Annotated in this window: 23 protein-coding genes and 1 tRNA gene; 5 read left to right on the top strand and 19 right to left on the bottom strand. The window is 61.2% G+C overall.

What is annotated here, in order from left to right; translation table 11 throughout:
• Nucleotides 1-32: 32 nt before the first annotated feature.
• Nucleotides 33-109 (bottom strand) — tRNA-Pro (locus tag BLR25_RS11865).
• Between the two features lie 11 nt (nt 110-120).
• Complete coding sequence (locus BLR25_RS11870) at nt 121-1,053, bottom strand: polyprenyl synthetase family protein (RefSeq protein ID WP_342718547.1); 933 nt, start codon at nt 1,051-1,053, stop codon at nt 121-123.
• A 222-nt stretch (nt 1,054-1,275) separates the two neighbouring features.
• Between BLR25_RS11870 and rplU the strand changes: the two genes are divergently transcribed.
• The 4 genes from rplU to proB all read left to right on the top strand — a co-directional run bounded on the left by rplU (nt 1,276) and on the right by proB (nt 4,144).
• Complete coding sequence (rplU, locus tag BLR25_RS11875) at nt 1,276-1,587, top strand: 50S ribosomal protein L21 (protein ID WP_091938069.1); 312 nt, start codon at nt 1,276-1,278, stop codon at nt 1,585-1,587.
• Nucleotides 1,588-1,605: 18 nt separating this feature from the next.
• Entirely contained in the window at nt 1,606-1,866 is a 261-nt protein-coding gene (gene rpmA / locus BLR25_RS11880) for a 50S ribosomal protein L27 (protein WP_091937856.1), read from the top strand.
• A gap of 74 nt (nt 1,867-1,940) precedes the next feature.
• Complete coding sequence (gene cgtA, locus BLR25_RS11885) at nt 1,941-3,029, top strand: Obg family GTPase CgtA (protein ID WP_091937858.1); 1,089 nt, start codon at nt 1,941-1,943, stop codon at nt 3,027-3,029.
• Nucleotides 3,026-4,144 carry a glutamate 5-kinase gene (proB, locus tag BLR25_RS11890; protein WP_091937860.1) on the top strand — a complete coding sequence of 373 codons (1,119 nt, stop codon included), beginning with the start codon at nt 3,026-3,028 and terminating at the stop codon, nt 4,142-4,144. The genes cgtA and proB overlap by 4 nt, the downstream gene beginning before the upstream one ends.
• Before the next feature lie 18 nt (nt 4,145-4,162).
• Here the strand turns inward: proB and BLR25_RS11895 are convergent, their stop codons facing one another.
• The 13 genes from BLR25_RS11895 to BLR25_RS11955 form a co-directional block, all read right to left on the bottom strand.
• A complete protein-coding gene (locus tag BLR25_RS11895; protein ID WP_091937862.1) occupies nt 4,163-6,457 on the bottom strand; it encodes a tetratricopeptide repeat protein in 2,295 nt (764 codons plus the stop codon).
• Nucleotides 6,458-6,541: 84 nt separating this feature from the next.
• The gene (locus tag BLR25_RS11900) at nt 6,542-7,699 is read right to left on the bottom strand and encodes a porin (RefSeq protein ID WP_091937864.1); all 1,158 of its coding nucleotides are present in this window, start codon (nt 7,697-7,699) and stop codon (nt 6,542-6,544) included.
• Nucleotides 7,700-7,889: 190 nt separating this feature from the next.
• The gene (trpC, locus tag BLR25_RS11905; protein WP_091938071.1) at nt 7,890-8,693 is read right to left on the bottom strand and encodes an indole-3-glycerol phosphate synthase TrpC; all 804 of its coding nucleotides are present in this window, start codon (nt 8,691-8,693) and stop codon (nt 7,890-7,892) included.
• A gap of 2 nt (nt 8,694-8,695) precedes the next feature.
• Nucleotides 8,696-9,724 carry an anthranilate phosphoribosyltransferase gene (gene trpD, locus BLR25_RS11910; protein ID WP_091937866.1) on the bottom strand — a complete coding sequence of 343 codons (1,029 nt, stop codon included), beginning with the start codon at nt 9,722-9,724 and terminating at the stop codon, nt 8,696-8,698.
• Between the two features lie 3 nt (nt 9,725-9,727).
• On the bottom strand, nt 9,728-10,291 hold the full coding sequence (locus BLR25_RS11915) for an aminodeoxychorismate/anthranilate synthase component II (protein ID WP_091937868.1): 564 nt from the start codon (nt 10,289-10,291) through the stop codon (nt 9,728-9,730).
• 10 nt (nt 10,292-10,301) lie between these two features.
• Nucleotides 10,302-11,777 (bottom strand): anthranilate synthase component I, encoded by a 1,476-nt coding sequence (trpE, locus tag BLR25_RS11920; protein ID WP_091937870.1) that lies wholly within the window; start codon nt 11,775-11,777, stop codon nt 10,302-10,304.
• Between the two features lie 156 nt (nt 11,778-11,933).
• Complete coding sequence (locus tag BLR25_RS11925; protein WP_091937872.1) at nt 11,934-12,626, bottom strand: phosphoglycolate phosphatase; 693 nt, start codon at nt 12,624-12,626, stop codon at nt 11,934-11,936.
• A complete protein-coding gene (gene rpe, locus BLR25_RS11930) occupies nt 12,623-13,315 on the bottom strand; it encodes a ribulose-phosphate 3-epimerase (protein ID WP_091937874.1) in 693 nt (230 codons plus the stop codon). The genes BLR25_RS11925 and rpe overlap by 4 nt, the downstream gene beginning before the upstream one ends.
• Nucleotides 13,316-13,405: 90 nt before the next feature.
• On the bottom strand, nt 13,406-14,995 hold the full coding sequence (locus BLR25_RS11935) for a GAF and HD-GYP domain-containing protein (RefSeq protein WP_091937876.1): 1,590 nt from the start codon (nt 14,993-14,995) through the stop codon (nt 13,406-13,408).
• An 11-nt stretch (nt 14,996-15,006) separates the two neighbouring features.
• Entirely contained in the window at nt 15,007-17,355 is a 2,349-nt protein-coding gene (locus tag BLR25_RS11940; RefSeq protein ID WP_091937878.1) for a GspE/PulE family protein, read from the bottom strand.
• A 91-nt stretch (nt 17,356-17,446) separates the two neighbouring features.
• Nucleotides 17,447-18,214 carry a 3',5'-cyclic-nucleotide phosphodiesterase gene (locus BLR25_RS11945; protein WP_091937880.1) on the bottom strand — a complete coding sequence of 256 codons (768 nt, stop codon included), beginning with the start codon at nt 18,212-18,214 and terminating at the stop codon, nt 17,447-17,449.
• 25 nt (nt 18,215-18,239) lie between these two features.
• Nucleotides 18,240-20,468 (bottom strand): CHASE2 domain-containing protein, encoded by a 2,229-nt coding sequence (locus tag BLR25_RS11950; protein WP_091937882.1) that lies wholly within the window; start codon nt 20,466-20,468, stop codon nt 18,240-18,242.
• Between the two features lie 18 nt (nt 20,469-20,486).
• Nucleotides 20,487-21,509 (bottom strand): PP2C family protein-serine/threonine phosphatase, encoded by a 1,023-nt coding sequence (locus BLR25_RS11955; protein ID WP_091937884.1) that lies wholly within the window; start codon nt 21,507-21,509, stop codon nt 20,487-20,489.
• 211 nt (nt 21,510-21,720) lie between these two features.
• Here BLR25_RS11955 and BLR25_RS11960 point away from each other — a divergent pair, with 211 nt between their 5' ends.
• Nucleotides 21,721-22,902 (top strand): carbonic anhydrase, encoded by a 1,182-nt coding sequence (locus BLR25_RS11960; protein WP_176785864.1) that lies wholly within the window; start codon nt 21,721-21,723, stop codon nt 22,900-22,902.
• A 41-nt stretch (nt 22,903-22,943) separates the two neighbouring features.
• Here BLR25_RS11960 and BLR25_RS11965 read toward each other — a convergent pair whose 3' ends face one another.
• The 4 genes from BLR25_RS11965 to BLR25_RS11980 form a co-directional block, all read right to left on the bottom strand.
• Complete coding sequence (locus BLR25_RS11965; protein ID WP_091937888.1) at nt 22,944-24,455, bottom strand: tripartite tricarboxylate transporter permease; 1,512 nt, start codon at nt 24,453-24,455, stop codon at nt 22,944-22,946.
• A 10-nt stretch (nt 24,456-24,465) separates the two neighbouring features.
• A complete protein-coding gene (locus tag BLR25_RS11970; protein WP_091937890.1) occupies nt 24,466-24,918 on the bottom strand; it encodes a tripartite tricarboxylate transporter TctB family protein in 453 nt (150 codons plus the stop codon).
• A 17-nt stretch (nt 24,919-24,935) separates the two neighbouring features.
• Nucleotides 24,936-25,757, bottom strand: coding sequence for a M14 family metallopeptidase (locus BLR25_RS11975; protein ID WP_425438693.1), 822 nt, complete (start codon nt 25,755-25,757; stop codon nt 24,936-24,938).
• A 209-nt stretch (nt 25,758-25,966) separates the two neighbouring features.
• Nucleotides 25,967-26,941 carry a Bug family tripartite tricarboxylate transporter substrate binding protein gene (locus BLR25_RS11980; protein WP_091937894.1) on the bottom strand — a complete coding sequence of 325 codons (975 nt, stop codon included), beginning with the start codon at nt 26,939-26,941 and terminating at the stop codon, nt 25,967-25,969.
• Between the last annotated feature and the right edge of the window lie 2 nt (nt 26,942-26,943).

Consider the following 26,943-nt stretch of genomic DNA (forward strand, 5'->3'; position numbering starts at 1 on the left):
AACGATTGGCGAGGGTTTATGTTTTGTATAACTGGTCGGGGTGAGAGGATTCGAACCTCCGACTCCTACGTCCCGAACGTAGTACTCTACCAGGCTGAGCTACACCCCGACGAAGCTGCGCTAATAAGACCGTGCAACAGCAAAGGCTGACAATTCTAACAAAGAATCCTTGTATTGGGAAGCGGGCAACAACAAATCGATCGATTTTCTTGCCAACTCGGCCTCGACCGCTGCCTGACGCAAGGTATAGTCGAGCGCACCGGTCGCGCGGATCGCCGCCAGCACTGCTTGAAAATCGTCGCGTCCGCCGCTTTCGATCGCATGCCGAACGCAATCCGCCTGCTCGGCGGAACCGTTCTGCATAACGTAGATCAGCGGCAGAGTCGGCTTGCCCTCGGCCAGGTCGTCGCCGAGGTGCTTTCCGGTCTCGGCTTCCGCCCCGGAATAATCGAGCACATCGTCGACGAGTTGGAACGCCGTACCCAGATGCATGCCATAGGCCGCAAGTGCCTGCTCGACTTCGGCGGACCCGCCACCCAGAAGCGCACCAAGACGCGCGGCCGCCTCGAAAAGTTTTGCCGTCTTGAAATGAATGACCTGCAGATACCTCGCCTCATCGACATTGGCATCATGGCAGTTCATGAGTTGCAGCACTTCGCCCTCGGCAATGACATTGGTCGCATCGGCAAGCACCTGCATGATGCGCATGTTGCCGACCTCCACCATCATCTGGAAGGCGCGTGAATAGAGAAAATCGCCGACAAGCACGCTGGCTGCGTTGCCAAAGAGCGCGTTGGCCGTGTCCCGACCGCGCCGCAAGCTCGATTCATCGACAACATCGTCGTGCAACAGGGTCGCCGTATGGATGAACTCGATGACGGCCGCCAACTCATGGTGATGTGTGCCGCGATACCCCAGGGCGCCGGCCGTGAGCAACACCAGCGCAGGCCGCAGGCGTTTTCCGCCACTCTGAATGATGTACTCGGCGACCTGCCGCACCAGAACGACATCGGAATGCAGACGCGACCGAATGACGGCATCGACCGCTTGCATATCCTGGCCGATGAGGCTGTAGAGGTGCTCGAGTTTCAATTGACGGTACCGGGAGGGAAACCGGCGAATCTTAGGGGTCCAGCGCGACGGCGTCAAGAAGAGCGGCCGACCGGACCGCCTTTGCAAGCGTCCTTGGCGACGGAAGTCTTTGACTTCCATGAGAAAGCCCGTATAATGCACGGTTCTTTGCAGTACTTTTTCACCGTTCTTTTGGAGTCCAACATGTACGCGGTCATAAAAACCGGTGGCAAGCAATATCGTGTTGCTGCTGGCGAAAAACTTAAGATAGAACAGATACCGGCAGAGGTTGGCGCAGAAATTACCCTTGACCAGATTCTCATGGTCGGCGAAGGCGAGTCCGTGAAAATCGGTGCGCCGCTCGTCGCTGGAGCTGCGGTCAAGGCGACTGTGCTTTCGCAAGGCCGTCACGACAAGGTCAAGATCTTCAAAATGCGTCGTCGCAAGCATTACCAGAAGCATCAAGGCCACCGTCAAAACTACACTGAAATCCGTATTGACGGTATTTCGGCCTAACGGAAAGGAATCTGAACCATGGCACACAAAAAAGCAGGCGGCAGTTCCCGTAACGGCCGCGACTCAGAATCGAAACGCCTTGGCGTCAAGCGCTACGGCGGCGAGCAAGTGCTCGCGGGCAACATCATCGTTCGCCAGCGCGGCACCGAATTCCACCCGGGCGTCAATGTCGGCCTCGGCAAGGATCACACGCTCTTCGCGCTGATCGACGGGCAAGTGGAATTCACGCTGAAGGGGCCGAAGCAACGGCGCACCGTCAACATCGTTGCCGCTGCCTGATCCGGTTTCTCCGGTAAAATCCAAAGCCCTATCGTTGCGATAGGGCTTTTTCGTTTATACGCTAGGAAGCCCCCATGAAATTCATCGACGAAGCCAAAATCTACATCGCCGCCGGCGACGGCGGAAACGGCATCGTCTCGTTCCGACGCGAGAAATACGAACCCGAAGGCGGCCCCAACGGTGGCGACGGCGGGCGTGGCGGCAGCGTTTATGTCGTCGCCGACCGTAATCTCAATACGCTGATCGAATACCGTTACACCCGCAAGTTTCTCGCCGGTCGCGGCGAAAACGGCGGCTCCAGCGACTGCTACGGCAAGGGCGGCGACGATATCACGCTGCACGTCCCGGTAGGCACCGTCATTACCGACGAGAACACGCAAGCCATCGTCGCCGACCTCGATACCGACGGCAAGAAAGTGCTAATTGCCCGCGGCGGCAAGGGCGGACTCGGCAACATTCATTTCAAGTCGAGCACCAACCGCGCACCGCGGCAATGCACACGCGGAGAACCCGGAGAAGAGCGTGACCTGCGTCTCGAATTGCGCGTCCTCGCCGACGTCGGCCTGCTCGGCCTGCCCAACGCCGGCAAGAGCTCCTTCATCCGCTCGGTGTCGGCGGCACGCCCCAAGGTGGCGGACTACCCGTTCACCACCATGCACCCGAATCTCGGCGTCGTGCGCACGAGCGAGAACAAGAGCTTCGTCATCGCCGATATTCCCGGCCTGATCGAAGGCGCTGCCGACGGTGCCGGTCTCGGCATCCGCTTCCTCAAGCACCTGGCGCGCACACGCATCCTGTTGCATATCGTGGACCTTGCGCCGCTCGACCCGGAGGCTGATCCGGTTGCGGACGCGCATGCGATCGTCGGCGAACTCGAAAAGTACAGCCCGGAACTCGCCGCAAAGCCTCGCTGGCTGGTCCTCAACAAACTCGACCTGATTCCCGAGGAAGAGCGCGCAACGCGCATCCGCGACTTCCTCGACGCCTACGGTAGCGACGCGCGGCATTTCGGCATCAGCGCCATCAATGGCGAAGGCTGCCGCGCACTCACCTACGCGCTGCAGGACGCGCTCGACACGCTCGCGCCCCTGCCGCCCGTCGATGACACGGCGACGGACGCCTTCTTCCCCGACGATCCCGAAACGGACGGACAACAATCATGACGCCGACTCGTCTCGCCAACGCCAAGCGCCTCGTCATCAAAGTGGGCTCCGCCCTGGTGACCAACAACGGCGAAGGACTGGACCTCAACGCCATCAACGAATGGGCACGTCAGATCGCCCAACTGCGCCACGCCGGCCGCGAGGTCGTGCTGGTGTCCTCGGGCGCCATCGCCTGCGGCATGCAGCGCTTGGGCTGGAGCAAGCGCCCCAAGGCGGTTCACGAACTACAGGCATGCGCCGCCGTCGGCCAGATGGGGCTGGTGCAAGTCTACGAAACAGCCTTCGTCCGCCACGGCTTGGCGACCGCGCAAGTGCTGCTCACACATGAGGATCTCGCTGACCGCAAGCGTTACCTCAACGCGCGTACCACGCTCAGCACGCTGCTGGCGCTCGGCGCCGTGCCGATCATCAACGAAAACGACACAGTCGTCACCGACGAAATCAAGTTCGGCGACAACGACACACTCGGCGCGCTGGTCGCCAACCTGATCGACGCCGACTGCCTGATCATTCTGACCGACCAGCAAGGTCTGTACACGGCCGATCCACGCAAGGATCCGACGGCAACACTCGTCAGCGAGGCCCGCGCCGGCGATCCGGCACTCGAGGCCATGGCTGGCGGCGCCGGCACCGGCATCGGCACCGGCGGCATGATCACCAAAATCATTGCCGCCAAGCGCGCCGCCACCAGCGGCTCGCACACCGCCATCGCCAGCGGCAGGGAAAAGGACGTCATGGTCCGCCTGGCCCGCGGCGAGCCGCTTGGCACCCTGCTTGTCTCGGAAACAGCAACCCTCAGTGCGCGCAAACAATGGCTTGCCGACCACCTGCAACTCTCCGGCAAGCTCGTGCTTGACGCGGGCGCCGTCAAGGCGCTGTCGGACGGCAAGAGCCTGCTACCGGTCGGCGTCGTCGAAGTCCAGGGGGAATTCGAACGCGGCGCCGCGGTCGCCTGCCTCTCACCCGAAGGCAAGGAAGTCGCCCGCGGCCTCGCCAATTACGGCAGCAGCGACGCGCGGCGCATCGCCCGCAAGAGCAGCGCCGAGATCGAAGACCTGATCGGCTACATTAACGAGCCGGAACTCATTCACCGGGACAACCTGACGCTCTCCTGAGCGAGCTTACGGATTTGTTCAAACGAAGATGTGTTCGGGCGCCAATCCGGCCCGTTGGCGCTCAGTCATCTTGAGGAAGGCGGCCTCGATATTCCGGGTGAAGGCTGCGGTATCGAACAAGGGCGCCGTTGGCAGATTCGCTGCAAGTTTGTCGCGAAGCGCGGCCAACGCCGTTGGGACGTGCCCAAGACGCACGGCCATCGCTTCATAGTCCTCGACCGACTCCGTAATCAACTCCGGCATCCCGACGGCATTCAGCAAACTCGCGCCATAGCGACTGGCAAAGGATTCCCCGCAGCGGGTCAACACCGGCAAGCCCATGCGCAACGCATTGCTTGCCGTCGCGCCGGCGTTATAGGGAAAGGTATCCAAAAACAGATCGGCTGCCCGCTGCCGCACCAGATGCTGCTTCAGTGGCATGCGTTCGGCAAAGATCAGCCGCGCATCATCAACGTCGCACCCCCGTGCCTCCTTGCGCAAATTGCCGACAGCGGCCTCGTTGGCTGCGAACAACCACAAAACACTACCTGGCACCTGCTTGAGTATGCGCATCCAGCAATCAAAGACTTCGGGCGTAATCTTGTAATTATTGTTGAACGAGGCATACACCATGCCTTGCTCGGGCAGACCCAACTCAGTCCGCGAGAAGCTTCGGGCGAACACTTCTGTCTTATCGTCGTTGCTCTGATACCACGGCAGATAGGCGATTTTTTCCTGGTAGAACTCGCGCTTGTCCTCGGGCACGAGGAGCGGATCGGCGATCAGGTAGTCGACATACGGGGCGCCCATGGTCCCGAGAAAACCAATGTAACTCGCCTGAATCGGCGCGACACGCTCGGCGAAGATACCGGTCCTCGCCTTGAACGTGTGCCCATTCAGATCGACGGCAATATCCAGGGAAAATTCGGCTACCGCCTGCGCGATCTCCGCATCCGATTTCCCGACGCTGCCGAATTCAATGAAATGATCGAAGCCCGCCTCGATGCGTGTGCGCCATTCGTCCCGGCGTTCCGACAAGGAAAAACCGAAGATCTCGAAACGCGCCCGGTCGTGATGCTCAAACACCCCCGCCAGAAGATGGCTCACCGGATGATCGCCAAAATCCGACGAAAAATAGCCCACCCGGATCCTGCAACCAGCACTGCGCGCGACCGAGTTGAGCGCCGCCTCTCTGGCAGGGAACAGGCGATCCGAGAAATTTTTCGCACACGAGCACAACACGCGCGGCGCGTCCAGCAGCACCTGCGCGTGAAACGGCGGCGACAGCGCGTCGTCCATCCCATCCGTGCGCAATAAAGCCCTCAGCGCCTCAAGCCCGTCCCAATCGCTAAGCGTCAACTTGGCCAACCCTAGCGAGCCCAGAAGAAATTCACCCGAAGAATTCAGACGAAACGCCGCTTGATAGGCTGCGAGAGCGTCCGCATCTGCCTTCAATTCCTGAAACACGTCGCCTCTTCCTGTATGAGCCAGCACGTTATCGGCATCGATTTCAAGGGCCTGATCAAAGCATCTCAGCGCCTCGTCGTGACGCATCAGCGCCTTCAGCGCATAGCCAATCTTGGCGTAGGTCTCGGCACATTTGGGTTGCAGAGAACGCGCCTGCGTAAGGCAGTCCAGCGCCTCAGCAAATCGTGACAATTTGAACAGCACGCCACCCAAATTGCTGTACGCGTCTGCGAAGGACGGCATCGCCGCGACCGCTCTTTTGTAAGCCGCCAGCGCTTCGCACAAGCGCCCGTCTTTCTCCTGCAGGCAGCCAAGATTTAAATGCGCATCGGCAAAACCGGCATCGATACGCGCCGCCTCCATGAAACAGGCCTCGGCTTCGGCATGGCGATTAAGCTGCTGCAGGACGACGCCACGATTATTGTGCGCCGGGGCAAAATCCGGCCGAACATCGATCGCCCGGTCAAAACAAGGCAGAGCCTCTTGCCAGCGCTTCAGTTCGATCAACAGCGCGCCTTTGTTACAACAGGCTTCGACATTCTTCGCGTCGCAGCGCAGCGCCGTATCGAAACTCTCCAGCGCCTCGGTGTTCCGATTCAATCGGACAAGCGTGTTGCCCTTGAGATTATGCGCCATGGGAACCGAAGCATCCAGCCGGATCGCTTTATTGACGATCGTCAGCGCCTCGCCTGCCCGCCCCAGTCGCAACTCGGCATCGGCCCAGACGATTAGTACCTGCTGGTTGTTCGAATAGCACTCATGGAGCCATCGGTAAATTCCAATGGCTTTGTCGACTTCGCCGCCAAAATGCAAGGCGAGCGCCTGCTGAAAAAGCCCATTGGGATCCATGAAACGATGGTCGACCACGACACCCTGCCCGATTGCTAACGCGTTAAAAAAAACGGCCACCCGAAGGTGACCGTTGATGTACTACCTGCCTGAAAGGGCAGATTAGAACGTGTGCAGGATGCCGGCCATGACGCCCGTCATACGCTTGCCAGCTTCGATGCCGGTCGAGCCATACGAGCCAAGGTTGGTCACCGAAGCGTTCTCTTGGTTCATCTTCATGTAGCCAGCTTGCGCATAGACGCTGGTACGCTTCGAGAACAGGTACTGGCCGTTGACCATGTAGCCATAGCCGCCCTGGGTGCGATCGCCATTCGACTTGGCGGCTTCGAGGGTCGCCAGGAACTTGGCGCCGAACGGAACCGTCACAAAACCGCCGTACATGTAGCCGGTCTTGTAATCGCCGCCGTTGATGGTGATCGCATCTTTCAGCTGCTGACGCTGATACACAGCACCGACCTTGGCAACGCCGAAGTCATAGGCACCGCGCAGGCCGTATTCTTGCTTGGCACGCTGAGCAGCGGTCGGAGCGGCACCGGCGAGGTCAGCCGGGACAGCCACGTGACGGTACATCGCCATCGCGCTGATCGGGCCTTGATCGTAGTTGGCGCCCAACAGATAGATCTGCTGACGGCCAACAGCCGTGCCGTTAACGTAGGTCTGGTCGTTGGTGTTCTGCTCGGAGGTATTGGCACGCGCGTCAGCCGTGTACTGGCCCGTCACCTTGAAGCCGGCATACGTCGGCGAGACGTACTGGATAGCGTTGCTGATACGGTCGCTGGTGTTGGAGCTGATGCCCTGCACGTTGGTCATCGTGCGGATCGGGTCAATACCACCCCAAGGACGCGAACCGGCCTGGAAGACCCAGCCCAGCGCGTGGAAGCGACCCATCGAGATTTGGCCGAAGTCATTGCTCGTCAGGCCAACCCAGGCGGTGCGGGTGCTGAGGTTGTTCAGCGTGGCGCCAGCAGCAGCGGTCGTGCCAACTTGGTTGATGTTGTTGGTCGGGGCGATGCCGAGCTCGTAGTTGAACTCAGCCTTCAGGCCACCGCCGAGGTCTTCCAGACCCTTGAAGCCGATACGCGAACCGACGGCGCCGTCATCGAAACCGCGCTGGTTCTTCAGGTTGCCGGCAACGGCGTTGTTCGTGTTGAACGACGTGCCAACAACGTCAGCGATACCGTAAACGGTGATGTTCGACTGCGCCATCGCGACGCCGGAGGCCAGAGCGGCAACTGCCAGAGCAATTACTTTCTTTTGCATTGTGAATCTCCTCTAGGGTTAAGGTCGGCGGCCCGTGGGTCAGAATAAAACAGAGACACCCGGCCACCAAACTGGACCTCTCATTGATGAGAAGCTGAGCGAATCATCGCAAACCGCAAGCGGGTGGACAAGCACGAAGCCCCGATTCAAGGCATTCCCACCCGCCGTCTGTTGTGCCGTTGCAACACATTCAGCCGATTTCGTCCGATGCGAACAACTGTGTCAATGCCACGCCAGGATTTGGCGCGCGCATGAAAGCTTCGCCGACGAGGAATGCATTGACGCCGTGACAACGCAGCAATTCGACATCGCAGGCCGCCAGTACGCCGCTCTCAGCGACGACGATGCGCCCATCCGGAATACGCGGCTGCAGCCCGAGCGTCGTTTGCAGGCTGACCTCGAAGGTCCGCAGATTGCGATTATTAATCCCGATCAGCGGCGTCCTGAGCTGCAAAGCGAGTTCAAGCTCGTCAGCATCATGCACCTCCACCAGCACGGCCATACCCAACTCGCTCGCGACCGCCTCGAATTCCTGCATGGTCGGCAAATCAAGCGCCGCCGCAATCAGCAGGATCGCATCGGCACCCATCGCCCGCGCTTCGAATACCTGATAGGCATCGACGAGAAAATCCTTGCGCAATACCGGCAAAGCGCAGGCCGCGCGTGCCGCCTGAAGATATTCCGGCGCCCCCTGAAAAAATTGCCGATCGGTCAGCACCGACAGACAGGCGGCCCCGTGCGCCGCGTAATCCGCCGCAATCTCGGCCGGGCGAAAGTCGGCACGAATCACTCCTTTCGACGGGCTGGCCTTCTTGACTTCGGCGATCACCGCCGGCAGACCCGCTGCAGTTTTGGCGCGCAAGGCGCCAACGAAGTCACGGGCCGGCGCCTGCACATTCGCCTCAGCCCGAATCACCGCCAGAGGCCTGGCCACCAGCGCCTGCCGGACCTCCTCGCGCTTGACGGCGAGGATCCGTTCAAGAATATCCGGCACGCTCATGCCGACAACCCTTGCGTAAAGCGGACGAACTCGTCGAGTTTGGCACGCGCGGCGCCGCTCGCGACCGCTTCCCGCGCCAGCGCGATGCCGTCGGCGATCGACTCGGCACGGTTGGCGACATAGAGCGCAGTCCCCGCGTTGAGCAACACGATTTCGCGCGCGGCCCCCTCGGTATTGGCGAGCACGGAATACAACATTTCCTTCGACTCGTCGGCACTGCCGACCCGCAGACTGCGGTTGGACACCATCTGCAAGCCAAAGTCTTCGGGGTGGATTTCGCACTCGCGCACGACACCATCCTTGAGCTCGCCGACCATCGTCGCGGCGCCAAGCGAGATTTCGTCCATGCCGTCCTTGCCGTACACCACCAGCACATGCTGCGCCCCCAAACGCTCCATGACGCGCACAAGAATGCCAACCAGATCCGGATGGAAAACGCCGAGCAAGGTATTCGGCGCACCGGCGGGATTGGTGAGCGGCCCGAGAATATTGAAAATCGTGCGTACGCCCATCTCGCGGCGGACCGGCGCGACGTTCTTCATCGCCGTATGGTGCGTCGGCGCGAACATGAAGCCGATGCCGGTGGCAGCCAAACACTCGCCCACCTGGGCCGGCGTCAACTGGATATTGACGCCGAGCGACTCGAGCACATCGGCGGCCCCGGACTTCGAAGAAACGCCGCGATTACCGTGCTTGGCAACCTTGGCGCCGGCAGCGGCGGTAACGAACATCGAAGTCGTCGAGATATTGAAGGTGTGTGCGCCGTCCCCGCCCGTCCCGACGATATCAACCAGATTGGCCTTGTCGGCGACCTCGATGCGCGTCGCCATCTCGCGCATCACCTGCGCTGCAGCGGTAATCTCGCCGACCGTTTCCTTCTTGACACGCAAACCAGTCAGGATGGCCGCCGTCATCAGCGGCGAGAGTTCGCCGCGCATGATCTGACGCATCAGATCGAGCATTTCGTCGTAAAAAATTTCGCGATGTTCAATGGTGCGCTGTAGCGCCTCTTGTGGCGTGATCATGGCCTACCTCGTCAGAAAGTTTTTCAGCATGTCGTGACCGTGTTCGGTCAGGATCGATTCGGGATGGAACTGCACGCCTTCGACCGCGAGGGTCTTGTGGCGCAGCCCCATGATTTCGCCATCCTCGGTCCAAGCAGTGATTTCCAGGCAATCGGGCAGCGACTCGCGCTCGACGGCGAGCGAGTGATAACGCGTACACACCACCGGATTCGGCAGGCCGCGGAAAATACCGACATCATTGTGAAAGACCGGCGACACTTTGCCGTGCATCAGTCGCTTGGCATGGACGACCTTGCCGCCAAAGGCTTCACCGATCGACTGGTGGCCAAGACAGACGCCGAGCAGCGGAATCTTGCCGGCAAATTCGCGGATCGCCCCGAGCGAGACGCCGGCCTGCGACGGATTGCCCGGCCCCGGCGAAATGACGATGCGATCGGGCGCAAGACGGGCGATTTCGGCCAGCGTGATCGCGTCGTTGCGATAGACGCGGACGTCCTCGCCAAGTTCGCCGAAATACTGAACGAGGTTGTAGGTAAAGGAATCGTAGTTGTCGATCATCAGCAGCATGGCAGACCTCTCATTCAAAACGGGTATCGAGGCCGTTCTCGGCCAGTTCCGCCGCCCGCAGGACGGCGCGCGCCTTGTTCTGAGTTTCCTGCCATTCCGACGCCGGATCCGAATCCGCGACGATGCCGGCACCCGCCTGGACATGCAGCTTGCCATCCTTGACAAGCGCGGTGCGGATGGCGATCGCCAGATCCATGTCGCCATGGAAGCCGAGATAGCCGACCGCGCCGGCGTAGATGCCGCGCTTCACGGGTTCGAGCGAGTCGATGATTTCCATCGCCCGTACCTTGGGCGCTCCCGAAACCGTGCCGGCCGGGAAAGTCGCCTTGAGCACGTCAAGCGCGTTGAGCCCCGGCTGCAGCTTGCCCTCGACGTTGGAAACGATGTGCATGACGTGAGAGTAGCGCTCGATCGTCATGTTCTCGGTCAGCTTGACGCTGCCGATCTTGGCCACGCGTCCGGCATCGTTGCGCCCGAGGTCGAGCAACTGGACGTGTTCTGCCCGCTCTTTCTCGTCGGCAAGGAGTTCCGCTGCGAGCGCCTGGTCTTCCTCGAAAGAGGCGCCACGACGCCGTGTGCCGGCGATCGGCCGCACCGTCACCGTATCGCCTTCGAGCCGGACGAGAATTTCCGGTGATGCGCCGACGACATGAAAATCCTCGAAGTCGAAATAGAACATGTAGGGCGACGGGTTGAGCGAACGCAGGGAGCGGTAGAGCGCCAGCGGACTCGCAGCAAAGGGCTTGCTCATGCGTTGCGAGAGGACGACCTGCATGATGTCGCCCTCGGTAATGTGGTGCTTGGCCTTCACGACCGCCTGCTTGAACAAGGCCTCGCCGAAGGACGACACCGCCGGCGCCGACGGCCGGGTCGTTTCGGCGGGAATCTCGGCCGGTTCGCGCAGCCGCGCGAGCAGCGCCTTGAGCCGCGCCTGCGCCTTCTGATAGGCACCGGGCACGCCCGGCTCGGCGTAGACGACCAGTGTCAGCTTGCCCGACAGGTTATCGACGACGGCGATTTCCTCGGACAACAGGAGCACGATATCCGGTGTACCAAGCTCATCCTCCTTGGTCGTGCGCGTCAGCTTTTTCTCGATGTAGCGGACCGTGTCGTAACCGAAACAGCCGACCAGCCCACCGCAGAAACGCGGCAACCCGGCCGACGGCGCGGCGCGAAAGCGCTTCATGTAGCCTTCGATGAAATCGAGCGGGTTGGTATCGTCTTCGCGCTCGGCGATGCGGTTGCCGGTCAGCACCAGCACCTGATGACCATGCACGACGATGCGCGTCGGGCTCGCCAGGCCGATGATCGAGTAGCGGCCGAAACGCTCGCCGCCCTGCACCGATTCGAGCAGATAGGTGTAGGGGCCGTTGGCCAGTTTCAGATAGATCGACAGCGGCGTGTCGAGGTCGGCGAAAGTTTCGAGGGTGACAGGAATCCGGTTGTAGCCTTCAGCGGCCAACCGGTTGAAAACCGATTCAGACATGGGGTACTCCATTCACGCATGCAGCAAGAGAACGACTGGCACGCGTCAACGCGCCAGTACGGGACAGCGGTCTACTGACAGGATCGCCAGGGCCACGCCTCCGCCCAGAATGCGGGCTCCAGATGCAGTTGGTGAACGGAATTCATTCGGTTTATTTCAATGCGTCACAGGGGTTTTGACCATATCCGCGATATCACGGATGGATTCGACTATAGCATCACAGTCAAGTTCCTGTACATCCTTGTCCTCGTTGTAGCCATACGGCAGAAGGAAGACAGGACAACCGGCCGCACGCGCGGCGAGCACGTCGTTGATCGAGTCGCCGACGAACAACGTATCACCCGGCACCACGCCAAGACGGCCGCAAGCCCAGACGAGCGGCATCGGATCCGGCTTGACGCGCGGCAGCAGATCGCCGCCGACGAGCACGTCGAAATACGAGGCCAACCCAGTCTGTTCGAGCAAGGGCGCAATGAAGGCATCGCCCTTGTTGGTCACCACGCCCATTGGCAGCCCCATCGCACGAAACGCCGCCAGGCCTTCGATGACACCCGGATAGGCGCGGGCATTGCGTCCGTTCTCACGCGCATAGTGGCGCCGAAAACTCGCCACGGCCGCTGGAGGCGGTGGCGTCAGATCTTCGGCCACGCTCAGCGAATTGGCGAGCACGCGCTTGACCAGATTGGCAATCCCACGGCCAACGTAGGCCCGGATCGACTCGAGCGGCAAGGGCGGCCGCCCCAGATCTTCCAGCATCGCACAGGCTGCAGCGTGCAAGTCCGGAATCGTATCGATCAGCGTGCCGTCGAGATCGAACAGCACCGCCCGCACCGTCAGCACCGGACTCATGCAACCTCCGCCAGCGCTGCGCGGAAAGCGCCCACCACCGTGTCGTAGCCGTGCGCATCCTCGGCGCGTCGGGCGCCGTAAATGGCCGAACCGGCCACGAAGGTATCGGCACCGGCACGGGCGATGGTGGCAATATTGTCGGGCTTGACGCCGCCGTCGATCTGCAAGCGGATCGTCCGGCCGGTCTCGCGCGCATGGGCGTCGATACGGACCCGCGCCTCGCGCAGTTTGCCGAGCGTCGCCGGGATGAAGGCCTGCCCGCCAAAACCGGGATTGACACCCATCAACAGGATCAGATCGACCTTGTCCATGACATAGTCAAGATACGACAAAGGCGTCGCCGGATTGAACACCAATCCAGCCTGGCAGCCCTGCTCGCGAATCAGCGACAGACTGCGATCGACGTGGTCGGTGGCTTCCGGGTGAAAACTGATGAGATTCGCCCCGGCCTTGCCGAATTCGGGAATCAGGCGATCGACCGGCTTGACCATCAGATGTACGTCGATCGTCGCCTCGGTCAGCGGCCGCAGCGCTGCACAGACCATCGGACCCACCGTCAGGTTGGGCACGTAGTGGTTGTCCATGACATCGAAGTGAATCCAGTCGGCACCCGAAGCGATCACATCGGTCACTTCGGCGCCGAGACGGGTGAAATCGGCAGAGAGAATACTGGGCGCGAGGAGGAACATGGCAGACGGTCCGGCAGAAAAATAAACGCGATTCTACCGCGTTTGCCTTGCCGGCTCGCCTGCCGATCACTCCGACCGCCCTCTCGCCGATCAGCCCGGAGGTGGCGGCGCATCCTCGAGGAATTGCTGCGCATAGCGCTCATGGACCTTCTCGCGCCGGAAGACCTCGAACAATGCCGGATCAATATGCCCGGTTGCCGCCATGTTCTCCATGATGCGCATGGCTTTGTCGACGCTCATCGCCGGCTTGTACGGGCGATCTCGCGCCGTCAGCGCTTCGAAGATATCGGCGATACCCATGATCCGCGCCTGCACCGACATCTGGTCGCCGCGCAAGCCCTTGGGATAGCCCTTGCCATCAACGCGCTCGTGGTGCCCCCCCGCGTATTCGGGCACATGGCGCAGATGCTTCGGCCAGGGCAACGAATCGAGCATGCGGATGCTCGCCACAACATGGTGGTTGATGACTTCGCGCTCTTCCGCCGTAAGCGTTCCGGCGCGAATCGACAGATTCTCGATCTCGTTGTCGCTGAGAAAGTCGGCCCGCTCGCCGGCCGGATTGACCCAGGAATAGCGCTTCGATATTTCCCGCACACGCGCCTGCTCTTCAGGACTCATCGCCTCACCGCCGATGTTGGCGCGGCGCAGGAAAGCACGGTCTTCGTCCATGCGAGCCGACTGGTCAAGGAAGGACTGCTCGGCCGCAACCGGATCGCAGCCTTCGGCGACCGCGCGCCAGCGCGCGATTTCGGCATCGCGCCGGACAATTTCAAAGCGCTGATCGATCAGGCCGATGCGGTCGAAAATCGCCTCGAGCTTGGTCGCCTTGTCGACGACATGCACCGGTGTCGTCACCTTGCCGCAATCGTGCAACATCGCCGCGATCTTCAACTCATATCGATCCTGCTCGCTCAGCGAGAAATCGGCCAGCGGCCCGTCAAGCACGGCGTCGGCAGCATCAGCGAGCATCATCGTCAAGCTCGGCACGCGCTGGCAATGACCGCCGGTATAAGGCGATTTTTCGTCGATCGCCAGGTTGATCAGGTTGATGAAGGATTCGAACAGCACCTCAAGCTGAGCCAGCAGCAAACGGTTCGTCAACGCCACTGCAGCCTGGGACGCCAAAGACTCGGCCAGGTGCTGGTCGGCCAGTGAAAACTCGTGGACCGCGCCGGTCCTGGGGTCGATCGCATTGATCAGCTGGAGCACGCCGATGATCTCGTGCTCATGGTTCTTCATTGGCACGGTCAGGAAAGACTTCGAGCGATAGCCGGTCGACGCATCGAAACGGCGGGTGCCCGAAAAATCGAAGCCCGCCTCGGTATAGGCATCGGCAATATTGACGGTAGCACCGTGCACCGCCGAATACGCCGCCACCAGTGAACTGTTTTCCGAGCCGTCCTCGCGATACAGCGCCAGATCCTGGAACTGGGCAGAGATCGGTTGCCCGGTGGTGCCGCCGAAAGCGATGCCAAGCGAATCGGTACGCAGAATCGCGAAACGCAGCGCGCGGCCGTCCTCGCGCATGCGATAGAGCGTTCCGCCGTCGGCGTGGGTGATCGTCTTGGCCGCCAAGAGAATGTTTTCGAGCAGACGATCGATATTCCGCTCGCTCGACAGTGACGCGCCGATCGCATTGAGATGCTCGAAGCGCTCGAGCAGGTTGTCCTGGCTATCCACGCAATCGCCTCCTATTTGATGCAAACCGCGCGCACCTGCTTGATGTCGGTGATACCGGCGAGTATTTTTTCGATCCCGTCCATTTTCAGCGTGCGCATACCTTCACTGACCGCGGTGGTCACAAGCTCGGCGACACGCGCATGCTCCTGGATCTGTTTCTTGAGCGCATCGGTCCCGATCAGCAGTTCGTGCAAACCGATACGCCCCTTGTAACCCGAACCGCCACACACATCGCAGCCCTTGGCGCGTTGCAGCGTAAAGTGCCCATTCTTGCCGAAGTGCTGCGTCCACTCTTCATAGACCGCATCTGCCGCCGCCTTGGGATCGGCCCGCCAGCGTTCGGCGGCGGAGAGCTCCTCGCAATACTCGTGCAACAGCTGGCGAACTTCTTCGTCCGTCGGTTCGTATGCCTCTTTGCACGCGGAACACAGCCGCTTGGCCAGGCGCTGGGCAAGGATTCCGAGCAAGGCATCGGCGAAGTTGAAGGGATCCATGCCCATGTCAAGCAGCCGGTTGATCGATTCCGGCGCGCTGTTGGTATGCAGCGTGGCGAACACCAGGTGGCCAGTCAGCGAGGCTTCGATACCGATCGAGACCGTTTCCTTGTCGCGCATTTCGCCGACCATGATGACATCCGGATCGGCACGAAGAAAAGCTCGCATGACGGTTGCAAAATCGAGGCCGGCCTTCTTGTTCACCTGCACCTGGCGCAAGCCCTTCTGGGTAATTTCAACGGGATCCTCCGCCGTCCATATCTTGGTTTCAGGCGTATTGATGTGATGCAGGATCGAATGCAGCGTCGTCGTCTTGCCCGACCCCGTCGGTCCGCAAACGAAAAAGAGGCCGTAAGGTTTGCTCACCGTCTCCTTGAGCCGTTCCAGGTTCCTGGCAGCGACACCAAGCTTTTCAAGCGGAATCGGTTCGCCGGCAGCCAGGATGCGCATGACGATATCCTCGACGCCCCCCGCCGACGGGATCGTCGCGACACGCAACTCAATGTCGAGCGGGCCGAACTTCTTGAACTTGATCTTGCCATCCTGCGGCTTGCGCTTTTCCGAAATATCGAGGTCGCACATGATCTTGATGCGCGCCACCAGCGCGTTGCGATAGGACGCGGGAATCTCGATATAGACCCCGAGCGTGCCATCCTTGCGGAACCGGATCTGCGTTTTTTCCTTGCCCGGCCGCGGCTCGATGTGAATATCCGAAGCGCCCTGCTGGTAGGCATCAACGATGATCTTGTTGACGAGGCGAACCAGTTCGTTGTCGGCGGCGGCCGAAAGTTCGTCCGAGCCACCGCCTCCGGCTTCGGCGTCCTCGTCGTCGAGACCCGAGAGCATCTCGCCGACCGACCCCATGTCCGACAAGGCCCCGAAGAACTGTTCGATCGCCTTGATGAACTCAACACAGGTGGTGACGCGATAACTGATCCGACTCTTGGGAAACACGTTGTTGGCAATGCGAGAACTGCGGATGCGTTCAGGATCGAGCGCCAGCACGACGATGCCTTCGGAATTCTCCTCGATCGGCAGCCAGGCATTGGCCTCGACATAGTCGCGCTTGAGATTCTTGAGCAACTCCATCGGCTTGATGCGGTCCGTTTTGAACGGCTCGTAGGGCACGCCGAAAAACCGCGAAAGCGCATCGCCGATGGCCGCCGGCCGCACCTGAAACTCGGCGATGAGAACCTCCTCGAGATCAACCCCCTTGCGTCGTGCCGAACGCTGAGCAAGATCGAGTTCGGCTGCCGAAATAACACCGTCTGATACCAACGCGTCATACTTGGACTGCACGAAAGGCCGCGGCTTGAGGCGCTGGGTCAGCGCCACGGCCAACGTTTGCGCCAAACCGTCGATCCCCTCCTCTGCCTCGGGCGGGAAGGGCGAATCCGACAGCCGGTTGATCAGTTGGATGACGCCAAGCAGTTCGTGGCGACCGGCATCGACGATCGGCGCCACCAACATCTGCTTCGAGCGATAACCGGTACGACGATCGACCTCCTTGAGGAAGTGCATGCCGGCGCTGTACTGGCGAAGTTCGCCTTCGTCATAGACGTCACGCAAATTCACCCGCCGCTGCATCGTCGCCACATACCCGGCAACGCTCTGCTCGGTAATCGGCAAACGGAGATCCTTGAACGAATTGAGCCCGGTCTTGATCTTGGAAACGATGCTCTGCCGATCCTCGCCAACGACATACAAGGTCAGCCGATCGCATTCGAACAGCCGGCAGATGTCCGGCGACATCTCCAGCATGATTTCATCGACGTTGTTGGTCGCATGAATTTTGTTGGTAACGACCTGCAGCGCCTTCAGAAAGGCCAGCCGACGATCAATTTCCACTGCGCCTGGAATTCCCATGGTTCACATCAGTTTAAATAAGTTGTTTTTATAAGGAGCGGTCGCGCGTCCCGCCCCGTCGCTACGCAAACTCTCCGGACTTCCCGCGGGGCTAGAACTCGAAAACATGATTGTTCTGTAGCATCTGTGGGCAAACACAACCGGCACAATCGGCGATCTCGCTCATGATCAGGTCGATCTGCCCGGGCTTGAGATGCGAGACATACACTTCCGGCGACACCGTCATCCGGGCAAGTTCCTCAGCCAGCATGCTCGGACACAGATGCATGGACACCACCGCCAGATTACGCTCGCGATTCGAAAATGCCGTTTCGATCAACAGATAACGCAGATTTTCGATCTGGTTAAGCAGCGGCCAGAAAGCGTCGTTGACCGTCGTATCCCCCGTAAAAACCAGGCTCGCCGCGCCCGAATAGAGATGGTAACCGACCGCCGGCACAGTATGCAGCGCGGGCATCGCGGTAATTGTGCGCGATCCGAAATGCAGCGTCTCGCCGACGCCGATCGTCTGGTACTGCATCACCGGCTTGTCACGAATCGAGATTTCGCTGAAATCCGGCCAGATCGCCCAATTGAAGACATGGTTACGCAGAATTTCCAGCGTCGGCGCGATCGCATACACCGTGACCGGCGTTTCGCGTAAATCGGCAATCGAGTCGATCATCAGCGGCAACGCGGCAATATGATCGAGGTGCGAATGGGTGATGAAGACATGATCGATCTTCGCAAGTTCGGCCAGCGTCAGGTCGTCCACGCCCGTACCGGCATCGATCAGGATGTCGTCGTCGACCAGCATCGACGTCGTGCGCAGATGCTTCCCGCCAATACCGCCATTGCAGCCTAGAATCCTGACTTTCATAGCACTTCCTTTCTTGCGCTCCCGATCACTTTGTCTCGAAAGTCGTCACGCCATCCCAAGCGGCACCGGGAGGCTCCAACCGGTAACGTGCGATACGATCGACGTAAAGACGATAGAGAGAACACTCGGGACTCTGCCGCACCAGGAATTCGAGTTGCACGCCGGCAGCATCCCAGTCCTGACGGCGATAATCGTCCAGCGCCTGAGTCCATCGTGACAGCATATCAACAACCGTCGCATCGACGTCGCCAACCAGTCCCAGTGGCTCGAAAATCGCCACCGGCTCGTCCTTGCCTTTGACGCGAACCCGGTCGAGCTCGCGATACACAGCCCCGTCGAACTGCGCCCGCGTCGTTTCGCTAACGATGATACCAACACCATATTGCTTTGTAATGCCCTCGAGACGGGAGCCGAGATTGACCGCATCTCCCATCACGGTATAGGACTTGCGCACGATCGAGCCCATGTCGCCGACCGTCATCGAGCCGGTATTGATGCCGACGCCAATATGCAGGACAGGCCATCCGCGTGCCTGGAATGGAGCATCGAGCGACCGTAGCGCCTTCTGCATTTCAAGCGCCGTCAGAACGGCACGGCGCGCATGCTCCGGATCAGCGACCGGCGCCCCCCAGAAGGCCATGATGGCATCGCCGATGTACTTGTCGAGCGTCCCGCGATTCTTCTGGACAATCTGCGTCATTGCACCGAGATATTCGTTCATCAGCAGGGCCAGATCCTTCGAGTCGAGGCCTTCCGAAATGCTTGTAAAACCACGCACGTCGGAAAAGAGCACGGTCAACTCCTCCTTCTTGCCTTCCATGCTGTAGCGTTCCGGGTCGCGCGCCATCTCATCGACCAGTTCGGGCGGCACGTATTGGCCGAACAACTCGGTGAACTGACGCTTGCTGCGCGACTCGACAAAATAGCCCCAGGACATGTTGAGCGCATAGAGCGACAGAATCAGCACGATCTGGGCCGCCAGTGGCAACACCACCCCCGATGACCAAAGCATCACGTTGAGCGTTGTCACACCGGCTAGGACGGCGAACGCCAGCAAGCTCGCCCGTAACGGCGACAGGATCGGCAACAACAGACTCAAAAGCAGCGCAGTGACGGCCACCAACACCGTATCGACGCCGATTGCATACGGCGGCTTCTGCGACAGCGCCCCGTCAAGCATGCCGGCGACCAGATTGGCATGGATCTCGACGCCCGGATAGGTATTGCCGACGGGCGTCGAGCGCAAGTCCATGAGTCCTGGTGCGGTCGTGCCGATCAACACTACCCTGCCGCGCAACTGATCGGGCGACAGTCGCCCGCGCAGCGCATCGACCGCTGACAGGTACGGGAAGCTCCCCTGCCGGCCGCGGAATGGAATCAAGGCTGCCACATTCTCGTCGACGGGAATGCGTAGCGCCCCCTTCGCCGTCGGCAGGTCGAGCCATTCGAGCCCGCCGTAATCGCCGCCGGCGCTGGGCCCGTCTTCGGGAAAACCCGGCCAGATCGGCGGCTTGCCGAGCAAGCTGCGTACTACTGCCAAGGACAAGGACTCGTAGTACTGGCCATTGTGCTCGACCAGCATCGGCACTCGCCGCGACACACCATCGAAGTCGATCAAGGGATTGAAATGTCCGGCAGCGCCCGCGCTTTTCTGGAATTCGGCGAGATTGGCACCGAAACCATTCCAGTGTGTGAAGGCAATCGGTCGTCCGGCGAAAGCATCGGCAGGCAACGCGGGCGCCGGTAAGACGCCGCTCTTGCGCGCATCGTCGGCATTGCTGAAATAGTAGCCCAGCACATTCGCATGTCCGCGCAACGATTCGGCGAATTGCCGGTCATAGTCGAGCGAATCGCGCAAGCGCCCGACCGCTGACTTGAAGGCCGGATCCCCGCGCAATTCCCCGCCAGCGAGCGCGTCGAGCGAACGCAAGCCGGAACTATTGTCGGGCTCCGCGAATACCACGTCGAAGCCCAGCACGGCGATGCCATACTCATCGAACAGGCGATCGACCAGCGCCGCCATGGTGTTGCGACTCCATGGCCAGCGCCCGACTTCCGCCAGGCTGCGCTCGTCGAGGTCGATAATGACGACGCGATCGTCAACACCGCCCTCGGCCGTCAAGCGCAAACGGGCATCGTAAATAAAAGCGTCAAGCGTATTGAGCAACGGAATCTGTACGACCTTCGCCGCATGAACCAGAAGTACCACCCCGAAAAGCAAACCGAGGACGATACGGACCAGATTTCTTTTCACCAGGATCCCCTGACACAATTAGGCATCACCGCGCCGAACACTCCTCGCGCTCGCTTGCGCCACCGAACCGACGCCCCCACCGCACCATTCGCGCGAATCATTTCCGCCCCCCCCCCATCCCAGATGCCGGAAAAAGCTCGCCCACCCGCGACGGGCTACCGCGTTCTCTCCGGCAACGCGGACAAGCACCACCGAGACATTGTCATGCCCCCCGTGCGCATTGGCGAGGCGCACGAGTTCCGTCGCCGCCGCCTCGACATCGTTCGCCCACCGAATCAGCGTCGCCTCGATCTCGACGTCTTCAAGCATGTCAGTCAGTCCGTCCGAGCACAGCAGATAGACGTCTCCGGAGACCACGCCATGCGCGGCGATCTCGGCTTGCACCCCGGAATCAACGCCCAAGGCCCGGGTAATGACATGGCGATGCCGGGCCTGGCGCGCCATGTGCGGCATCAGCAGTCCCTGATCAATCTGTTCCTGCCGCAGAGAATGATCGCGAGTCAACGAGGAAAGCGCTCCCTCGCGCAAACGATACAGCCTGGAGTCGCCGAGATGCGCGACGATCACTCGATCGTCATGAAAAACGGCTGCCACCAGCGTCGTTCCCATGCCCGCGTACTGCGGCGTGCGCTGGGCAGCCGCCAGGATCGCTTCGTTCGCCTCATGAATCCGCTGTGCCATCCGGTTGCGCAAGAATCGTTCGTCGCTTTCCGGACCTTGGCGCCGCACGCGCAAACGCGCCACATCCTCGCGCAGACCTGCCGACAAGCACGTCACCGCCATCGCGCTGGCGATCTCCCCGGCACTGCGACCGCCAATACCATCCGCAACGAGCGCAAGGCCCTGCGCAGCGTCGGAAAAAACGGCGTCTTCGTTGTGATCGCGTCGGAGACCGGTGTCGGAACACTCCACCATTTCGAGCGATACGCTCAACGTGCAAAGCCCGGCCGCATCGGCGCTGCCCAGCCCCGGCACGGCGGCGACACTGCCGTGCTGGCTGGCAATTGAAGCGCCCTCGATGGCGAACCCCGTTGCACGCATGCTGTCCTCGCTCGGACCGTTATCTCCCAAAACACCCTCCGCTACGACTGGGCCGGAGAGTCATCCGTCTATTCTGCATGCTTATCCACAGGAAAGATAGCATCCGCTCAGGCGCCGCCGCCTTCCACAGATGCTCGCTGAAGTGCGACCAGTGCTGACACGAACGATCATTTGTCATTAGAATCGGCGCACGATGTCACCGGAGTTTCCCATGACCACCCCACGCGCGCTGTTTCTGCTGGCGGCGCTCACAATTTCGTCGACCACGTTCGCCGCCAAGTGGACGCCCATTGGCGGCGGCAAGGACGGCGCACGAATCGAAATCGACACGGCCAGCGTACTGCGCCCCGAAGAAGGGAAGGTTCGTCTCTGGTACCGCGAAAGCTATGCAGCCCCAAGACGCCCGGAATCGGAAGCGTACTCCTACACGCGACTGACGACGCTCGGCGAGTTCCAATGCGACAAACGACTCGCTGCAATCGTGCAGCAAAGCTATACGGCGCTCGATGGCTCGGAAGTGAAGGCCGAAGGTTTCGACCCCCGAGAGGTACGTCCGGTCACACCCGATTCCAGTCTCGAAACGGTCTTCGCCTACGCCTGCCGGCCCAAGACCAAACCGGTCGTCGCCGCGCCGCCGCCACCGCCACCGCCGCCCCCCCCCGAGCCCGTCAAGAAAAAGGGCGGCAAGAAAGGGCAAGAGGAACCGGCCCCGCATCCGCACTGGAGTTACGGCGGCGCCACCGGCCCGGAGAACTGGGGCGTACTTAACCCGGAATACGCGCTCTGCCGGCAAGGCCTGCGCCAGTCACCGATCGACATCCGCAAGACCATCAAGGCCGACCTGCCGCCGATCCAGTTCGCTTACAAGAGCATTCCGCTCTCGATCGTCGATAACGGCCATAGCATCAAAGTCGACACACCCGACGCCGGCACGATCACCGTTGACGGCCAGGTCTATTCGCTCGTGCAGTTCCACTTCCACAAGCCGAGCGAAGAAAAGATCAATGGCAAGACCTACGACATGGTCGCCCACCTCGTTCATCAATCGAAGGAAGGCAAACTGGCCGTCGTCGCGGTGCTGTTCGAGGCCGGCAAGAAGGAACATCCGCTGATCCGGGGCCTATGGACCTACCTGCCGCTTGAACAGGAAAAACCTGTCGTCCGCAAGGATGTCCGCTTCGACCCGACCGACCTTCTACCGGCCAAACGGGCTTATTACACCTTCCTCGGTTCGCTGACGACTCCGCCTTGCACCGAAGGCGTGCTCTGGCTGGTGCTCAAGACACCGGTTTCGGTCTCGAAGGAACAGTTGGCCGGATTCGCGACGATCTACAAGAACAATGTCCGGCCGATCCAGCCGGTCAATGAACGCGTCATCAAGGAAGGTCGCTAAACGACGGCAACGATGCCGGCACGGGCCGGCATCGCCTGCACTCAGTCCTCCTCATGGAAGGCTTCTTCGCGCGTCTTGCGGAAGGCCGGTAAGACGACCAGCGCCAGCGCCGCCGCCGACAAGGCCAACAGGGTAGCACTGATCGGACGCGTCAGAAAAACGGTGAAATCGCCGCGCGAGAGCAACATGGCGCGCCGCAGATATTCCTCCATCATCGGCCCGAGGATGAAGCCTAGCAAGAGCGGCGCCGGTTCGCATTCGAGCTTGAAGAAGACATAACCGAGGACGCCGAAGGCCGCCATCAGGTGGATGTCGAAGACACTATTGCTAACCGAAAAGGCCCCGATTCCGCAGATCACGATGATGACCGGGAAGAGCAGGTGATACGGCACGGCCAGCAGGCGGACCCAAATGCCGATCAGCGGCAGGTTGAGAATGACGAGCATGATGTTGCCGATCCACATCGACGTCACCATGCCCCAGAACAGCGCCGGCTGCTCGACCATCACCGACGGCCCCGGCTGGATCCCCTGCATGATCATCGCACCGGCCATCAGCGCCATGACGGCGTTCGACGGAATACCGAGCGTCAGCATCGGGATGAACGACGTCTGCGCGCCTGCGTTGTTTGCCGACTCCGGACCGGCGACGCCTTCGATGGCGCCGTTACCGAACGTTTCCGGATGCGGTGACAGCTTTTTCTCGAGCGAATACGAGGCGAATGAAGCCAGCATGGCACCGCCGCCGGGCAGGATGCCGAGGATTGAACCCAGCGCTGTCCCACGAAAGATCGGGGCGATGATGCGCCGGATCTCGTCACGCGTCGGCATCAGGCTACCGACGCGGGGAATACCGGCGGTACGCGCCCCGCCCGCCTCGTGCTCGAGGTTGCGGACGATTTCGCCGATACCGAAGAGGCCCATGGCGACGGCGACGAAGCTGATGCCTTCGGCGATTTGCGGCTGCTCGAAAGTGAAGCGCGACAGGCCGGAATTGACGTCGGTGCCAACGAGGCCAAGCAAGAGGCCGAGGATGATCATGCAGATTGCCTTGAGCAGCGAACCGTGTGCGAGAACGACGGAGGCGACAAGGCCGAGCACCATCAGCGAGAAGTATTCGGGCGGACCGAAAGCCAGCGCAAAGGCCGACAGCGGCGTCGCGAACATCGCGATCAGCAAGGTCGCGAGCGACCCGGCGACGAAGGAACCGACCGCCGAGGTCGTCAAAGCCGCGCCGGCGCGTCCCTGGCAGGCCATCTTGTAGCCATCAAGCGCGGTCACCACCGACGACGATTCACCGGGCAGATTGACGAGAATCGCGGTCGTCGACCCGCCGTACTGGGCGCCGTAGTAAATCCCGGCCAGCATGATCAGCGAGGACACCGGCGGCAGGCTGAAAGTCGCCGGCAGCAACATCGCGATCGTCGCCACGGCACCGAGACCGGGCAACACGCCGATCAGCGTGCCGAGCAGGACGCCGAAGAAACAGTAAAGCAGATTGGTCATCGACAGTGCGGTCGAAAAACCAATGGCCAGATTATTCAGGAGTTCCATGTGCCGCCCCCTATTTCAGCCACGCACCGAGGCTCGACAACGGCAGGCCGAGTCCCTGGATGAAGATCAGGAAGCAGCACAGCGTCGTTCCGGCAGCCAGCGCCAATTGCGCGGCGACGCTGCCATTCCGGCTGGCGCGCGCCGCCACCAGTACGCTCGCAAAAGTCACGGCGATGAAGCCCGCGTCCTCGACCAGCGCCCCATAGAGCACCGTCGCCGCAATCACCAGCAGCAGGGGCTTGAGCGCAACGCCGGTAATTCGGTCACGGCGCTTGGCGAGGCAGGCGCGAACGATCAGGATGACGCCGAAGACGGCCAGCACCGCCGCCAGCACCATCGGAAAAAATCCCGGCCCCATGCGCGTCGTCGTACCGAACGGATAGTGACGGGCAATAGCGAGGACAGCGAGGCCGAAGGCGGCGAACATCACCCCCGACCAGAAATCCTTCTCGTTCTTGATCATCTGAACAGCCTCCCGACTCAATCGACACGACGGCCGAGCCGCACCGCCGTCATGCCGGCAAGCATGTAGCGCTCCGGCGCCGGCATCACGATCACGCAATCGTCATAGGGCGTGCGAACCTCTTCGTTGCCGTCGAGCGCGATCAGTGTTCCGGCCTTGGCAATCACCTGCATCGAGTCGATGGTTTCGGCAAACCGGAAAGCATCGCTGCGAATGGTAATGGCATCGGTAATGCGCACCGTCATCTGCGGCGCGGTCACCACCGAAACGGCCAACCCTGGACAGACGCCGGTCAGGTCAAGGAAGCGCCGCGACACCTGATGTGCAACCTCGACGCTGGCGCGTTCGAAATGGAAGCCGCATTCGACGAGATAGCCCTGGCGCGGACTCGCTTCGTCGCTGAAATCGGCGAAGTCGCGCAAGCGGCGCCCGGCGCTATGGCCGGCGTCGATCACCACATACCCCGGCAGGCCGAGGCGGTGGGCAAAATCGAGACCGCCCCGGGTCGGACCGCTCAGCCCCATCGCCGGCCCCGGCGTATGCATCGAATGCAGGTCAAGCAAATAGTCGACCGTGGCAAAAAAGCCGCGCAGGGCCCGCGCCCGCGTCAGCTCGGCCGATTGACGCGGACCGTCGAGCGTCGAGACATCCCAGAGACGGTTGAAATCCTCGTCGATCCAGCGCGAGGCTTCGGGATGCGCGGGATCGAAGCTGGCGAAGGCGCCGACGTTGGCGAACGACAGGCTGAGCTTGCCGCGCACCGGCCGCACCGCTTCGCGCAGCAGCGCGTCGACGGCCCAGGCGCCACAGATTTCATTGCCGTGCGTCAGCGCATTGATGCAGACATGCGGACCGGCAATGCCGCTATCAAACGTGTGGACGTAATCGATACCGGTATTGCCGGCGCGGTAAATGGACAGGTCGGGCGTCTCAAGAAACATGGCGATCAAATGAAAAACTGAACCGCCGCGACCGAATCATTACGGCCATCGGCGGCAGGATTGAGCGAAAGTCGCCGTGCGCCGGGATGGCACACGGCGACGGCACATTATTCAGTGCGGATATTGGCAGCCTGGACGATCTGACGGTACTTGCTGGTCTCGCCGTCGACGAACTTGGCGAAATCCTTCGGCCCGCGCACCGAGAGCACCACCCCCGACTCGGTCAATTTCTGCACGACCGACGGCGTCTTCAGCACCTCGACCAGTTCCTTGTTGAGCCGCTGGACAATCGCGTCCGGCGTCTTGAGCGGCGCGAAGAAGCCCCACCAGATGCTCATATCCAGCCCTTCCAGGCCCTTGGTCTCGGCCAACGCCGGCACATCGGGCAGCACTGCCGCACGACGCGGTTCGGTCACGCCGTAGGCCTTGAGCTTGCCGGCCTTGACGTGCTGCAGCGACGACGACAAAACAGTGATCGCCAGCGGGATCTGGTTACCGAGCAAATCGGTCAGCATCGGCCCCGCGCCCTTGTACGGAACGTGTTCCATGCTGATCTTGGCCTTCTGCTTGATCAGTTCGCCCGACAGATGCAGCGGCGTGCCGACACCGGACGAGGCGAACGATAGCTTGTCCGGATTGGCCTTGGCATAGGCGAGAAGCTCAGCGGTATTCTTCGGCGCCGTGCCGGGTGCGCCGACGAGAATCATCGGCTGCGTGCCGATCATCGTGATCGGCGCCAGGTCCTTCTGTCCGTCATATTTGACCGACGGCGTCGTCAGCTTGGCGATCGAGATTTCGCTGCCCGAACCGAGCAGAAGCGTGTAGCCGTCGGCCGGCGAACGGATCGCCTTGGCAGCGCCGATGGTGCCGGCGGCACCCGCCGCATTCTCGACCATCACCGGTTGGCCGAGGCGCTTGCTCAGTTCCTCGGACACCGTGCGCGCGATCATGTCGTTACTGCCGCCGGGGCTGTAGCAAACGATGACGGTGATCGGCTTGCTCGGATAGACATCGGCCTGGGCCGCAACGGAAAAGGCCGCCGTCAGCAGGACTACGGAAGTGCGGAAAAATGGCAGTTTCATGG

The sequence above is a fragment of the Propionivibrio dicarboxylicus genome, from assembly GCF_900099695.1.
GTDB classification, from domain to species: domain Bacteria; phylum Pseudomonadota; class Gammaproteobacteria; order Burkholderiales; family Rhodocyclaceae; genus Propionivibrio; species Propionivibrio dicarboxylicus.

Coding starts and splice junctions, on each gene's coding strand:
- BLR25_RS11870 (WP_342718547.1), bottom strand. CDS start 1,053: ATGCAAGCGGTCGATGCCGTCATTCGGTCGCGTCTGCATTCCGATGTC.
- rplU (WP_091938069.1), top strand. CDS start 1,276: ATGTACGCGGTCATAAAAACCGGTGGCAAGCAATATCGTGTTGCTGCT.
- rpmA (WP_091937856.1), top strand. CDS start 1,606: ATGGCACACAAAAAAGCAGGCGGCAGTTCCCGTAACGGCCGCGACTCA.
- cgtA (WP_091937858.1), top strand. CDS start 1,941: ATGAAATTCATCGACGAAGCCAAAATCTACATCGCCGCCGGCGACGGC.
- proB (WP_091937860.1), top strand. CDS start 3,026: ATGACGCCGACTCGTCTCGCCAACGCCAAGCGCCTCGTCATCAAAGTG.
- BLR25_RS11900 (WP_091937864.1), bottom strand. CDS start 7,699: ATGCAAAAGAAAGTAATTGCTCTGGCAGTTGCCGCTCTGGCCTCCGGC.
- trpD (WP_091937866.1), bottom strand. CDS start 9,724: ATGATCACGCCACAAGAGGCGCTACAGCGCACCATTGAACATCGCGAA.
- BLR25_RS11915 (WP_091937868.1), bottom strand. CDS start 10,291: ATGCTGCTGATGATCGACAACTACGATTCCTTTACCTACAACCTCGTT.
- trpE (WP_091937870.1), bottom strand. CDS start 11,777: ATGTCTGAATCGGTTTTCAACCGGTTGGCCGCTGAAGGCTACAACCGG.
- BLR25_RS11925 (WP_091937872.1), bottom strand. CDS start 12,626: ATGAGTCCGGTGCTGACGGTGCGGGCGGTGCTGTTCGATCTCGACGGC.
- rpe (WP_091937874.1), bottom strand. CDS start 13,315: ATGTTCCTCCTCGCGCCCAGTATTCTCTCTGCCGATTTCACCCGTCTC.
- BLR25_RS11940 (WP_091937878.1), bottom strand. CDS start 17,355: ATGGGAATTCCAGGCGCAGTGGAAATTGATCGTCGGCTGGCCTTTCTG.
- BLR25_RS11945 (WP_091937880.1), bottom strand. CDS start 18,214: ATGAAAGTCAGGATTCTAGGCTGCAATGGCGGTATTGGCGGGAAGCAT.
- BLR25_RS11955 (WP_091937884.1), bottom strand. CDS start 21,509: ATGCGTGCAACGGGGTTCGCCATCGAGGGCGCTTCAATTGCCAGCCAG.
- BLR25_RS11960 (WP_176785864.1), top strand. CDS start 21,721: ATGACCACCCCACGCGCGCTGTTTCTGCTGGCGGCGCTCACAATTTCG.
- BLR25_RS11965 (WP_091937888.1), bottom strand. CDS start 24,455: ATGGAACTCCTGAATAATCTGGCCATTGGTTTTTCGACCGCACTGTCG.
- BLR25_RS11970 (WP_091937890.1), bottom strand. CDS start 24,918: ATGATCAAGAACGAGAAGGATTTCTGGTCGGGGGTGATGTTCGCCGCC.
- BLR25_RS11980 (WP_091937894.1), bottom strand. CDS start 26,941: ATGAAACTGCCATTTTTCCGCACTTCCGTAGTCCTGCTGACGGCGGCC.